This window comes from Burkholderia sp. BCC1996 (assembly GCF_905339955.1).
In the GTDB taxonomy this organism is placed as follows: Bacteria; Pseudomonadota; Gammaproteobacteria; order Burkholderiales; family Burkholderiaceae; genus Burkholderia.
Window position 1 is genome coordinate 34,239 of sequence record NZ_CAJPHM010000026.1, and the last position, 12,153, is coordinate 46,391.

The 12,153-nt window shown below is 67.8% G+C and carries 10 protein-coding genes and 1 pseudogene; 7 read left to right on the forward strand and 4 right to left on the reverse strand.

Annotated features, from left to right (window positions below):
• Window positions 1-12: 12 nt before the first annotated feature.
• Together U4Z64_RS29895 and U4Z64_RS29900 are read right to left on the reverse strand one after the other, a co-directional pair.
• Window positions 13-1,431 (reverse strand): LLM class flavin-dependent oxidoreductase, encoded by a 1,419-nt coding sequence (locus U4Z64_RS29895; RefSeq protein ID WP_321821853.1) that lies wholly within the window; start codon window positions 1,429-1,431, stop codon window positions 13-15.
• A 10-nt stretch (window positions 1,432-1,441) separates the two neighbouring features.
• Complete coding sequence (locus U4Z64_RS29900; RefSeq protein WP_124489343.1) at window positions 1,442-2,272, reverse strand: MetQ/NlpA family ABC transporter substrate-binding protein; 831 nt, start codon at window positions 2,270-2,272, stop codon at window positions 1,442-1,444.
• Between the two features lie 434 nt (window positions 2,273-2,706).
• Here U4Z64_RS29900 and U4Z64_RS29905 point away from each other — a divergent pair, with 434 nt between their 5' ends.
• The 6 genes and pseudogenes from U4Z64_RS29905 to U4Z64_RS29930 form a co-directional block, all read left to right on the forward strand.
• Window positions 2,707-4,071 (forward strand): 2-hydroxycarboxylate transporter family protein, encoded by a 1,365-nt coding sequence (locus U4Z64_RS29905; RefSeq protein ID WP_321821854.1) that lies wholly within the window; start codon window positions 2,707-2,709, stop codon window positions 4,069-4,071.
• Window positions 4,072-4,231: 160 nt separating this feature from the next.
• Window positions 4,232-6,118, forward strand: coding sequence for a sensor histidine kinase (locus U4Z64_RS29910; protein WP_321821855.1), 1,887 nt, complete (start codon window positions 4,232-4,234; stop codon window positions 6,116-6,118).
• Window positions 6,108-7,469, forward strand: a complete 1,362-nt coding sequence (locus U4Z64_RS29915) for a sigma-54 dependent transcriptional regulator (RefSeq protein WP_321821856.1) — start codon at window positions 6,108-6,110, stop codon at window positions 7,467-7,469. The genes U4Z64_RS29910 and U4Z64_RS29915 overlap by 11 nt, the downstream gene beginning before the upstream one ends.
• Before the next feature lie 25 nt (window positions 7,470-7,494).
• Entirely contained in the window at window positions 7,495-7,824 is a 330-nt protein-coding gene (locus tag U4Z64_RS29920; RefSeq protein ID WP_321821857.1) for a DUF3579 domain-containing protein, read from the forward strand.
• Between the two features lie 259 nt (window positions 7,825-8,083).
• On the forward strand, window positions 8,084-8,935 hold the full coding sequence (locus U4Z64_RS29925) for an alpha/beta hydrolase (protein ID WP_321797709.1): 852 nt from the start codon (window positions 8,084-8,086) through the stop codon (window positions 8,933-8,935).
• 214 nt (window positions 8,936-9,149) lie between these two features.
• A pseudogene (locus U4Z64_RS29930) lies at window positions 9,150-9,296 on the forward strand (LysR family transcriptional regulator); the annotation flags it as partial.
• A gap of 63 nt (window positions 9,297-9,359) precedes the next feature.
• Here U4Z64_RS29930 and U4Z64_RS29935 read toward each other — a convergent pair.
• Entirely contained in the window at window positions 9,360-9,791 is a 432-nt protein-coding gene (locus U4Z64_RS29935; protein WP_044845758.1) for a hypothetical protein, read from the reverse strand.
• 127 nt (window positions 9,792-9,918) lie between these two features.
• Here U4Z64_RS29935 and U4Z64_RS29940 point away from each other — a divergent pair, with 127 nt between their 5' ends.
• Window positions 9,919-10,515 carry a TetR/AcrR family transcriptional regulator gene (locus U4Z64_RS29940; protein WP_044845759.1) on the forward strand — a complete coding sequence of 199 codons (597 nt, stop codon included), beginning with the start codon at window positions 9,919-9,921 and terminating at the stop codon, window positions 10,513-10,515.
• 97 nt (window positions 10,516-10,612) lie between these two features.
• On the opposite strand, the gene opcM is transcribed toward U4Z64_RS29940, so the two are convergent.
• Window positions 10,613-12,148 (reverse strand): multidrug efflux transporter outer membrane subunit OpcM, encoded by a 1,536-nt coding sequence (gene opcM, locus U4Z64_RS29945; RefSeq protein ID WP_044845760.1) that lies wholly within the window; start codon window positions 12,146-12,148, stop codon window positions 10,613-10,615.
• Between the last annotated feature and the right edge of the window lie 5 nt (window positions 12,149-12,153).

A 12,153-nucleotide genomic window follows, 5' to 3' on the forward strand; every position in this document is an offset into this window, starting at 1 on the left:
GCTCCGTCACGTTCACGCATGCGCGGGATGCCTGGGTTCGGGCGCCGGCACGGCGGCCGGCCGGTGCTGTGCGCCCGTGTGCCACGCGGGCAGCCGCGCGCCGGCGCCGAACAGCTTCTCGCGCAGCGTCGGCGCGGGATCGTAGTCTTCCTTGTAGATGCCGCGGTTCTGCAGCTCGGGCACGACCCAGTCGACGAAATCCTCGAACGATTCGGGCATCACGGTGCGCGTCAGGTTGAAACCGTCGATGCCCGTCTCGTCGATCCACGACTGCAGTTCGTCCGCGACCTGCGACGGCGAGCCGACGATCGGCGCATAGCGGCCGCCGAGCGACATCTGTTCGAGCATCCGGCGCACGGTCCACATGCCGGTCGTGCTCTTGCGCGAGATCGCGTCGACGGCCGACTGGATCGAGTCGGTCTTCACGTACGAAATCGGCTCGTCGAGGCCGTACTTCGCGAAATCGATGCCGGTCGAGCTCGCGAAATGCGCGAGGCCGGCTTCCGGGCTCGCATAGCGCCGGTATTCGTCGAACTTCTCGCGCGCGAGCCGCTCGGTTTCGGCGGTCACGACGCTCACGCCCGCGAAAATCTTGATCGATGCGGGATCGCGGCCCTGCCGCGCGGCGGCTGCGCGAATATCCAGCGCCGCCGCGCGCGCCGCGGCCTTGCTCTGCCCGTTCACGAACACGCACTCCGCATGCCGCCCCGCGAACTCGACGCCGCGCGCGGACGAGCCGGCCTGGTACAGCACCGGCGTGCGCTGCAGCGACGGCTCGCTCAGGTGGATCGCGTCGACCGAATAGAACGGCCCGTCGTGCTTCACGCGCCGCACCTTGCCCGGCTGCGCGAACACGCGCGCCTGCGCGTCGCGGATCACCGCGTCGTCGTCCCAGCTCTGTTCCCACAGCTTGTAGACGACGTCCATGTAGTCGTCCGCGCGTTCGTAGCGATCGTCGTGGCCGATCTGCTGTGCGAGGCCCATCCCGCGCGCGGCGCTGTCGAGATAGCCGGTCACGATGTTCCAGCCGATGCGCCCCTTCGTCAGGTGATCGAGCGTCGACATGCGGCGCGCGAACAGGTAAGGCGGCTCGTAGGTCAGGTTCGCGGTCACGCCGAAGCCGAGATGTTGCGTGACCTGCGCCATCGCGGGCACGAGCAGCAGCGGATCGTTGACGGGCACCTGCACCGATTCGCGCAGTGCGGCGTCCGGGCCGCCGCCGAACACGTCGTACACGCCGACGATGTCCGCGAGAAAGATCCCGTCGAACTTGCCGCGTTCGAGCGTCCTCGCGAGATCGGCCCAGTAGTCCAGATCGGTGTAGTGCGCGGAGCGGTCGCGCGGATGCGTCCACAACCCGTGGTTGATGTGCCCGACGCAGTTCATGTTGAACGCGTTGAGCAGGATCTTCTTGCGGTTCGCCGTCGTCATGTCGCCTCCGTCACCACGCGATCGCGTACAGCGAGCCGAACGCGTTGTCGAGCGCACGGCGCACCGCCGGCGAATGCTGGTAGATCGCGATGAACTTGCGGATGCGCGCGTCGTTCACGCTCTCGGGCCGCACGACCCACTGGATCGCGAAGTTCTTGTTCTCGGTGCCGTCGAACAGCAGCGCGCTGTTCGGGTCGGTCGTGCCGGCGAGCTTGATGAAGCTCGGATAGCCCTGTGCGAGGTCGACGTCGTCGAGCGAGCGCGCGAGCTGCGACGCTTCGAGCGGGATGATCTTCAGGTGTTTCGGGTTGGACACGATGTCGTGCGTCGTCGCGCGGTAGTCGGCGCCCGGCTTCAGCGTGATGAGGCCCGCGCGCTGCAGCAGCAGCAGCCCGCGCCCGCCGTTCACCGGGTCGTTCGCGATCGCGACACGCGCGCCGTCCTTCAGCTCGTCGAAGCGCTTCACCTTCTTCGAGTAGAGGCCGATCTTCATGATCGTGCCCGGCGCGATCGACACGAAGTTGTAACCGCCCTGCTTCTTCGCGTTCTCGAGAAACGGGATGTGCTGGAAATAGTTGACGTCGATGTCCTTGTTCGCGAGCGCCGCGTTCGGCGTATTCCAGTCGGTGAACTCGACGATCTTCACGTCGAGGCCCTGCTCCTTCGCCTCCTTCGCGGCAATCTTCAGCGCGTCGATCTGCGGGCTCGTCGAGATGCCGACCTTCAGCGGCGCGGTGTCGGCACGGGCGCCGTTCAGCATCAGGACGCCGAGCAGCGCGGCTGCCAGCAGGCGGGCCACGCGGCCGGAGGAAAAGCGGGCGGAAAAAACGGCATGCAGCATGGGAACCACTCTCCTGTCCAAAGACGGTATCGACGGATGAGCGGCGCCGCGGCGAACGCGCGGGCGTTCTCCGGACAGTCGTCGTCACATCGGAAAAAGATCAGCCGATGATAGAGAGCGGCAGGAAGGCGGTCTACGAAGCGATTGTGCGAAGAAAATCGCGTGCGGCGATATGGCGCCAGGGCGCGCGTCCGATGCGCGGGCGGGCGCCCCGCCGGCCATCGGGCCGAAATCTCGGCCTGCCCGCCGGGCGAATTCCGAAATCTCGGCCAGCCGAGTGCTGCCATCCTTTCCACAGACGAAACAAAATCCTTATAAATCAATGCCCTAAAAATATTCCGGCAGGCCGGGATGCTTGGCACGGGGGTTGCATTAATAGACGCCACACGATGCCGCGTAGCAATGCGGGCATTCCAAACATCAGGAGACACGTCTTGCAGACCTCAATCCCCACCCAATCCCGTCCGGAGGCACTTGCCGAAGCCGGTCCCGCCACGCGCACACGCTTCTGGCCGGAAGGCTGGTGGAAGCTGATGGAAATCCGCATCGGCATCATCCCGCTGCCGGTCTACGTGATCCTGTTCGGGCTGATCGTCGGCTTCGCGGTGACGGGCAAGGTGCCCGGCGAGATCTCGATGGCGATCGCCGTGCTCGCGTTCTTCGGCTTCACCTGCGCGGAACTCGGCAAGCGCCTGCCGCTCTTGCGCAACATCGGCGCGGCCGCGATCTTCGCGACCTTCGTGCCGTCGGCGCTCACCTACTACCACGTGCTGCCGAAGCCGGTGCTGAACCTCACCGTCGAGTTCACGAAGTCGACCAACTTCCTGTACCTGTTCATCGCGTCGATCATCGTCGGCAGCATCCTGAGCATGGACCGCCGCGTGCTGATCCAGGGCTTCGTGAAGATCTTCATTCCGCTCGCCGCCGGTTCGGTCGCGGCCGCGATCGTCGGCACGGCGGTCGGCACCGTGCTCGGCCTCGGCGCGCGCCACACGCTGCTGTACATCGTCGTGCCGATCATGGCGGGCGGCGTCGGCGAAGGTGCGATTCCGCTGTCGATCGGCTATTCGGAACTGATGCACCTGCCGCAGGGCGAGATGTTCGCGATGGTGCTGCCGCCGGTGATGCTCGGCAGCCTGACCGCGATCATCCTGTCGGGCGCGCTCGACATGCTCGGCAAGCGCCTGCCGCACCTGACCGGCAACGGTCGCCTGCAGGTCGGCGAAAGCGGCGACATGACGCCGGAAAGCGAGGAGATCCGCGGCCACGTCGACGTCACGCACATCGCGGGCGCCGGCATCACGGCGATCACGCTGTACCTCGTCGGCCTGATGGCGCACAAGCTGTTCGGCCTGCCCGCGCCGGTCGCGATGCTGTTCCTCGCGGTGCTGGTGAAGCTCGCGCGCGCGGTGTCGCCGCCGCTGCAGGAAGGCGCGTTCGTCGTCTACAAGTTCTTCTCGACCGCCGTCACGTATCCGCTGCTGTTCGCGATCGGCGTCGCGATGACGCCGTGGGACAAGCTGACCGCCGCCTTCACGATCGTCAACGTCGTCACGATCGTGTCGACCGTCGCGACGCTGATGGGCACCGGTTTCGTGGTCGGCCGCCTGCTGAAGATGTACCCTATCGACACCGCAATCGTGAACGCCTGCCACAGCGGGCAAGGCGGCACCGGCGACGTCGCGATCCTGACCGCTGCGAACCGGATGCAGCTGATGCCGTTCGCGCAGATCGCCACGCGCATCGGCGGCGCGATCGTCGTCACCGTGACGCTGATCCTGGTCGCGCACTTCGGATGACGCGCCGCTGCGCGCACCGTCGCGCAGGCTGCTTCGCACGCGCCGCCGCCGGCCTTGCCGGCGCGCGGCGCGCGTCGTTGTGGCGGGGCGTTTGGGACGGCCGGAGTTGCGGACGGCCGGTCTCGGACGGACCGTCTCGGACGGCCGGTTGCGGGCATCGATGAGGGCGAACGTGCAGAAGAGCTTCAAGGGAATCCCGTGGTGGGGCTGGGCGTCGGCCGCCGTGCTGTATGTCGGCGTGGCGGGCGCGGCGGTCGATTTCGCGTGGGAACGCGCGATCGACGCGCTCGAGGAAACCGGCGCGCACCGGCTCGACCTGTACGCGTCGAGCCTGAAGAGCGAACTCGGCCGCTTCGAGATCCTGCCCGGCCTGGTCGCCCGGCAAGACGGCGTGCGCGCGCTGCTGCGGGCCGCGCCACAGGACCGGCCCGCGCTCGCGCACACGGTGGACACGTATCTCGAAGCCGTGAACCGCGACGCGGGCAGCGGCGCCGTCGACGTGATCGACCTGCAGGGCGAAGTGATCGCCGCCAGCAACTGGAACGAGACGATCAGCTTCGTCGGCACCAACGTGTCGTACCGGCCGTACTTCAAGGATGCCCTGGCGCACGGCAGCGGCCGCTTCTTCGGGATCGGCACCAACACCGGCGTGCCGGGCGTCTATTTCGCGAGCGCGGTGCGCGACGGTGGCGTGCCGATCGGCGCGGCGGCCGTGAAGATCAGCGTCGACCCGCTCGAATCCGCGTGGCGCGCGCCGGGCGTCGCCGCGATGGTGGTCGACGGCAACGGCGTGGTCGTGATCTCGACCGAGCCGGCGTGGAAGTTCACCGCGCTGCGCCCGATCACCGCGCAGCAGCAGCGCGACATCCAGGCGTCGCGGCAATACGCGGGCCGCACGGTCGACATGCTGCCCTACCGCCACCTCGGCGACCGCAGCGCCGCCGCATGGTTCGGCACGTTCCCCGATCCGCGTCACGCCGGCCGCAGCACGCGCTATCTCGTGATGTCGCGGCCCGCGCCGCAGGCCGGTGATTCGCTGATGGTGCTGCTCGACATCGCCGGCGCGCGGCGCCAGCAGCAGACCGCGTTCGCGTTCGTCACCGGCGCGTTCCTGATCGCCGCGCTGCTGGCCGGCTACGCGATCCAGCGGCGCCGGGCGATCGTCGCGCGGCTGAACGCGCAGGATGCGCTGCGCCGCGCGAACGACCGGCTCGAACTGACCGTCGCGCAACGCACGGCCGCGCTGACGGCGGCGAACGAGCGGATGCAGCGCGAGATCGTCGAGCGCGAGCGCACCGAGCAGCGGCTGCGCGCGTCGCAACAGGAAGTCGTGCACGCGGGCAAGCTCGCGGTGCTCGGGCAGATGGCCGCGGGCCTCACGCACGAGCTGAACCAGCCGCTCGTCGCGATCCGCACGCTGTGCGACAACGCGCGCACGTTCTTCGAGCGCGGCCAGCCGGCGCCGGCGTATGCGAATCTCGAACGGATCGGCAAGCTCGTCGACGGCATGGCCGTGCTCACCGGCGAGCTGAAGACCTTCGCGCGCAAGCCCGACGTCGAGCGCGTCGCCGTGTCGCTGAACGAGGCCGTCGCGCATGCGCGCCTCATCTACGATGCGCGGATCCGCGACGAAGGCGTGCAGCTCGACGTGAACATCGCGCCCGGCACGACGGTGTCCGCGGAATCGAGCCAGTTGCAGCAGGTGATCGTGAACCTGCTCGGCAACGCGCTCGACGCGGTGCACGACGCGCCGGTGCGGCGCATTGTGATCGAAGCCGCCGGGCCGGACGACGCCGGCCGCGTGCGTTTCTCGGTGGCCGACAGCGGCGCGGGCATCGCGCCCGACGTGCTGCCGCACCTGTTCGAGCCGTTCGTCACGACCAAGCCGCGCGGCCAGGGCCTCGGGCTCGGCCTCGCGATCACGTCGCGCATCGTCGAGGCGTTCGGCGCGAAGATCGCCGCGACGAACCGCGACGAAGGCGGCGCGCAGTTCAGTATCGAATTCGCGGCGGCGACGCCGCAACAGAGGATAGAGCATGGAAGATGAGATTCGCGTGCTGGTCGTCGAGGACGATGAAAACGTCCGGATCGGCGTCGAGCAGGCCGTCGCGCTCGCCGGGTTCCCGGTCGACGCATTCGCTTCGGCCGCCGACGCGCTCGCGCACGTCGCGCCCGGCGCGCCGCTGGTGATCGTGTCGGACGTGCGGATGCCCGGCATCGACGGGCTGCAGTTGCTCGACCGCGTGATGGCCATCGATGCGCAGATCCCGGTCGTGCTGATCAGCGGCCACGCGGACATCTCGACGGCCGTCGGCGCGATGCAGGACGGCGCGTACGACTTCATCGAGAAGCCGTTCTCGTCGGACGTGATCGCGGGGCGCGTCGCGCGCGCGGTCGAGAAGCGCCGCCTGACGCTCGAGGTGCAGGGGCTGCGCGCGGCGCTGAACAACTGGCAGGGCATCGAGGCGTTCGTGCTCGGCAAGTCGCCCGCGATGGCCGACGTGCGCAAGAAGATCCTGCGCCTCGCCGATACGTCGGTGTCGGTGCTGATCACCGGCGAGACGGGCACCGGCAAGGAACTGATCGCACGCAGCCTGCACGACTTCGGCGGACGGCGCGATGCGCATTTCGTTGCGCTGAATTGCGGCGGCCTGCCCGAGCAGGTATTCGAGAGCGAGCTGTTCGGCCATGAGGCCGGCGCATTCACCGGCGCGATCAAGAAGCGCATCGGCAAGATCGAATGGGCGCACGGCGGCACGCTGTTCCTCGACGAGATCGAGACGATGCCGATTCCGCTGCAGATCAAGATGTTGCGCGTGCTGCAGGAGCGCGTGGTCGAGCGGCTCGGCGCGAACGAGCTGATTCCGGTCGACTGCCGCGTGGTGGCCGCATCGAAGGCCGATCTCGCCGAACTCGCGGCCGACGGGCGCTTCCGCGCGGACTTGCTGTATCGGCTCAACGTCGCGCAGATCGAGCTGCCGCCGTTGCGCGAGCGGCGCGAGGACGTGCCGCTGCTGTTCGAGCATTTCGTGCTCGCGGCCGCACGGCGCTTCGGGCAACCGGCGCCGGTCGTCACGGCTGCGCAGGTGTCCGAACTGATGACGCATGCATGGCCCGGCAACGTGCGTGAATTGCAGAACGTGGCCGATCGCTTCGTGCTCGGGTTGACCGGCGACAGCCTGCTGTCGTCCGGCGGCGCGCCGGCGGCCGGCGGCACGCTTGCCGAGCAGATGGCGTATTTCGAGCGGATGCTGATCGAAGACATGCTGCGGCGTCACAACGGCAACGTGGCGGACGCGAGCGTCGCGCTCGGCATGCCGAAGAAGACGCTTTATCACAAGCTGCGCAACCTGCGGATTCCCGCGCGCGGCGACGCGGCGGCCGACGGTGGCGAATGACGCGAACGAGGATACGCAGAACAGCATGGATCGCATCGACATCACCGAACGCGGCCGCATCACCGGCCACCTGATCCGCGGCGTCACCCGCGCGCGGAAAACCTTCCGACCGAGCGACTGGCCTGAGCGCCTCGCGGGTGTCATCACGCTGTTCGTCGGCGAGCGGCGGCCCGGCTATCCGTGCGCGCTGTCGCGGCTCGCGATGCCGGTCGTCGATGGCGGCGCCAAATGCCTGTTCGTGTCGGACGAATTGCGCGACGTATGCGCCGACGCGTTCGACTTCGCGATGCAGTTCGCCGCCGACAACGACCTTCCCGTCGAGCTTCAGACCGCGCCCGCGCTGGCGGTGCGGTGATGCGCGGGTCGCGTTCGGCGGCCCTTTCTCCCGTTTTCGCCCGCCCGGATGCGCGCTTGCGCAGGCGTTCACACGCGCTTTCAGCCGTCAAATAAATCATCAGACGATTTGAGCCTTCGGCACTTCCCCACGCTGCGACAAGGGTTTTCAGCCGAGCCATCAATAAAATTGATCGTCACGATGAAAATTATGCGTTTTCCTTGCAGCTTGCCGTGAGGCATAGTTGCGACGTGATGACGCACCCATTGAGTTTTCAGTCATGAACATGCGAATCGAGCCTTCGGTGCTCGCGAACCCCGACCTGCAATTTGCGACGCTTTCGTCAGGCATCAGCCTGCCGTATGTCGAGCGGGGCAGCGGCGCACCGATGGTGTTCGTGCACGGATCGTTGTGCGACTACCGTTACTGGGATCCGCAACTCGCGTCGCTGTCGGCCCACTACCGCTGCATCGCGCCGAGCCTGAGCCATTACTGGCCGGCCGTCGAGGCGGGCATCCAGGACGAGTTCAGCTGGCAGAACCACGTCGACGAGCTCGCCGAATTCATCGACGCGCTCGATCTCGGCCCCGTGCATCTCGTCGGCCACTCGCGTGGCGGCAGCGTCGCGTTCAACGTCGCGCGCCAGCATCCGCAGCTCGTCGACACGCTGACGCTCGCCGATCCGGGCGGCCCGCTGCAACAGCCGGGCGTGCGCGAAGCCGCGCTGCCGGCCGCCGCGATCGCGCTGCGCACGCAGGCCGTGAACCTGATCGGTCAAGGCGAAGTGGAAGCCGGCCTCGAGATGTTCGTCGACTCGGTGAGCCTGCCCGGCGCATGGAAGAAGAGCACGTCGCGCTTTCGCACGATGGCGATCGACAATGCGAGCACGCTGCCGAAGCAGCTGCAGGATCCGCTGCCCGCGTATTCGCAGCACACGGCCGGCGATATCGCATGCCGCACGCTGCTGATCGACGGCCAGCGCAGCCCGAAGATGTTCCGCCACAACGTCGACACGCTGTCGCAGTGGATCGGCGATGCGCAACGGCAGACCGTCGCCGGTGCGTCGCATGGGATGAACGCGGCGAGCCCCGCCGTGTTCAACCGCTACGTGCACGAGTTCGTCGCCGCGTAACGCTCGCGGGCGGCATTCGGTCCGCCCGTCACTTCCCGTCACTTCCCGCCCCTTTCCTGAACGAAGCGATACGGGCTGCCCCGCATCGCTTCGCCCGCCTCCGCGTCAAACGATCGGTTCGGGCTTGCGCGTCACCGCATCCGGCAACCCGAACACGCTGTCGAACGACCAGTTGTACGCGAACGTGAAGATCGGGAAGAACACTATCAGCACGGACGGCGAACTCGCGCCGCTCGTGTTCGCGAACATCCGCAACGGGCTGCCGCTGCCCGAATATCTGCGGCGGCCGAAACACACGGGGCTCGGCAAGGCGGCCAGCGAACTGATGCGGGCACTGCGGAATGAAGGCAATCACGGCTGACCGGTGCGGCGAATCATCGCCGCACCGTCGGTCAACGCTGGATGGTTTGACCGTTAGTTGCGGTTAATGCGAACCAGCCGCCGCACCCTGGATCGAATCGACGAGCGCAGCGTTGTCGTACCGTCGCCCGGCAATGCCCCATCCGCCGTCGACCGCATGCACGACATTCACCCAGATCTGCGCCGGCGTCAGCCGCCCGCCTGCGCGATGCAGCACGATCGCGGTCGCCCGTTCGACGAATTGCCGCTGCTTGTCGGGCGCCGCGAGCGCCACGGCCGGCAGCTTCAGCTCGACGAATGCCGCGGGCTCCGCGCGACCATGCACGAAGGTCCGGTGACGCGGCAGCACATTGAGCGAGCCGATCACGTTCGGCGCCAGGAACGCATTCCCGGTCAGCCCTTCGACCTCCAGCAGCGCATCGGTCAGTTCGGCAAATACCGGCCCTTCGTCTTCCTGCGAGAAAACCCCTTCAGATACTGTCAGCGTAATCGGCATCGCACGTTCTCCAGGTCAGGTCATCGGAATCGTGACGTGATATAAATATCAGTCACTCTCTATACATTAGACACTGATCGCTCTCTATTCAAGCGATAAAGAGCGATCGCTCTGAAGCGAGCCTGTCATGCGTTATTCCGTCGAGCACAAGCACGAAACCCGCGCGCGCATTCTCGAGGCGGCGAGCCGCCTGTTCCGCCAGGAGGGCTATGGCGGCTCCGGCATCGGTCCGCTGACGAAGGCGGCGGGCGTCACCAACGGCGCGTTCTACGGGCATTTCAAATCGAAAGGCGAAGCGTTCCGCAGCGTGGTCCTCGCCGGTCTCGACCAGCTCCGGCAAGGCGTCGCGATCTTCAAGGCCGAGCATGGCGCGCGCTGGCGGCGTCCGTTCGTGTCGTTCTATCTCGGGCCGCGGCGCACCTGCGCGCTCGGCGAAAGCTGTGCGCTGCCGAGCCTGTCGCCCGAAGTGATGCGCGCCGACGACGACACGCGCGACGCCTATGAACAGGCGTTGCGGCAGATCGTCGACGAAGTGTCGTCCGGGCTCGGCGACGCCCCCGACGACGATCGCGCGATCGCGTTCCTCGCGCTGCTGACGGGTGGCGTCACGCTCGCGCGTGCAGTGCGCGATCCCGAACTGGCGCAGCGCATCGCCGATGCGGTCGGCCGCTACGCGGTGGTGATCGCCGAACGCACGGATGTGAAGCCCGAACAGCAGGCATAACGCACGGCCAATAAAAAACCCCGATCCGCGTTGCCACGGAATCGGGGTTCTTCTTCGATCAGCCACCTGCTCGAACGGCCCCTGGCGGGCCGCTGCTTCAACGCGCGGCGACTTCCGCCTTGACGGACGCCGCATCGCCGACCGCCGTCGGCACCGCACCCCACCCGCCGCCCAGCGCACGGATCAGGTTCACGGTCGACACGGCCTGCGCCCCGGTCAGCTGGTTCGCCTGCAACTGCGACTGCAGCACCGACCGCTCGCTGTCGATCACGTCGAGATAGGCCACTTCGCCTTCCTGATACTGCGTCCGCGACAGCGTCGCCGCACGGCGCGACGCATTGACGGCCGCATCCTGCGCGCGAATCTGGTCGTCGAGCAGACGCAGATCGGCGAGATTGTCCTCGACCTCGCGGAACGCGACGAGCACCTGCTGCCGGTAGTTCGCGACCTGCTCGTCGTACTGCGCGCGCGCCTGCTGCACGCCGGCCGCCCGTCGCCCGCCGTCGAACAGCGGCAGCGTCAGCGCGGTGCCGGCGAACGGCCCGAGCAGGAACGTGCGGCTCGACCACATGAACAGGTTGCCGAGCGTCGACGCCTCATAGCCGAACGCGCCCGTGATATCGAGCTTCGGGAAGTACGCCGACTTCGCGAGACCGATCCGCGCGTTCGCGGCCGCCATCGCGCGCTCGGCCGCCGACACGTCCGGGCGGCGTTCGAGCAATGCCGACGGCAGACCCGGCGGGACCTTCACCGCGACCGGCACGATCGGCGTTTCCTTGAACGCGAAGTCCGCGGGCGCCTTGCCGAGCAGGATCGCGAGCGCATGCTCGGACGCCGCGCGCCGGCGCGCGACGCCGACCGCATCGGCCTGCGCGGTCGCCAGCTCGTTCTTCGCGCGCGACACGTCGAGTTCGCTGATGTCGCCTTCGTTGAAGCGGCGCTGTACGAGCTTCAGCGCCTGGTCACGCAGTTCGACCGTGCGGCGGTACAGGTCCTGGTCCGAGTCGAGCTGGCGCAGTTCGAAGTAGTTCTGCGCGACGTCCGCCTGCAGCGCGAGCTGCACCGAGCGGAACAGCGCCTCGCTCTGCGCCTGGTCGGCACGCGACGCCTCGACGTTGCGGCTCACGCGGCCGAACAGGTCGGCCTCGTACGACACCGTGCCCTGCGCGCGCCACAGCGTCGCGGTGGTCGGGCCCGTGCCCTGCGGCTGGAACTGCGACGCCGACGACAGCCCTTCGCGCGTCGGCCCGAACCCGGCGCCGACTTGCGGGAACCACTGCGAGCGCGCGGTGCGGGTCGCCGCACGCGCTTCCTCGACGCGCGCCGCCGCGGCCTTCAGGTTCTGGTTCGCGGCGAGCGCCTGCGACTCGAGCGAGTCGAGCACCGGATCGCCGAACACCTTCCACCATTCGCCGCGATGCTCGCCGTCCGCCGGTTCCGCGGTCTTCCACGTGCCGGCCTGTTCGCCGGCCGCGAGCGTCGGCGCTTCCTTGAACGCCGCGGGCGTCGACACGTCCGGGCGCTTGTAGTCGGGCCCCACCGCGCACGCGGCGAGCAGCGTCGCGAGCAGGGTGCTCGCGGCCGCCACCTTCGCGAAGCGCATCAGGCCATTCGTGTTGTGCATGTTGTCCATCTTGT

Coding starts and splice junctions, on each gene's coding strand:
- U4Z64_RS29895 (WP_321821853.1), bottom strand. CDS start 1,431: ATGACGACGGCGAACCGCAAGAAGATCCTGCTCAACGCGTTCAACATG.
- U4Z64_RS29900 (WP_124489343.1), bottom strand. CDS start 2,272: ATGCTGCATGCCGTTTTTTCCGCCCGCTTTTCCTCCGGCCGCGTGGCC.
- U4Z64_RS29910 (WP_321821855.1), top strand. CDS start 4,232: ATGAGGGCGAACGTGCAGAAGAGCTTCAAGGGAATCCCGTGGTGGGGC.
- U4Z64_RS29915 (WP_321821856.1), top strand. CDS start 6,108: ATGGAAGATGAGATTCGCGTGCTGGTCGTCGAGGACGATGAAAACGTC.
- U4Z64_RS29920 (WP_321821857.1), top strand. CDS start 7,495: ATGGATCGCATCGACATCACCGAACGCGGCCGCATCACCGGCCACCTG.
- U4Z64_RS29925 (WP_321797709.1), top strand. CDS start 8,084: ATGAACATGCGAATCGAGCCTTCGGTGCTCGCGAACCCCGACCTGCAA.
- U4Z64_RS29935 (WP_044845758.1), bottom strand. CDS start 9,791: ATGCCGATTACGCTGACAGTATCTGAAGGGGTTTTCTCGCAGGAAGAC.
- U4Z64_RS29940 (WP_044845759.1), top strand. CDS start 9,919: ATGCGTTATTCCGTCGAGCACAAGCACGAAACCCGCGCGCGCATTCTC.
- opcM (WP_044845760.1), bottom strand. CDS start 12,148: ATGGACAACATGCACAACACGAATGGCCTGATGCGCTTCGCGAAGGTG.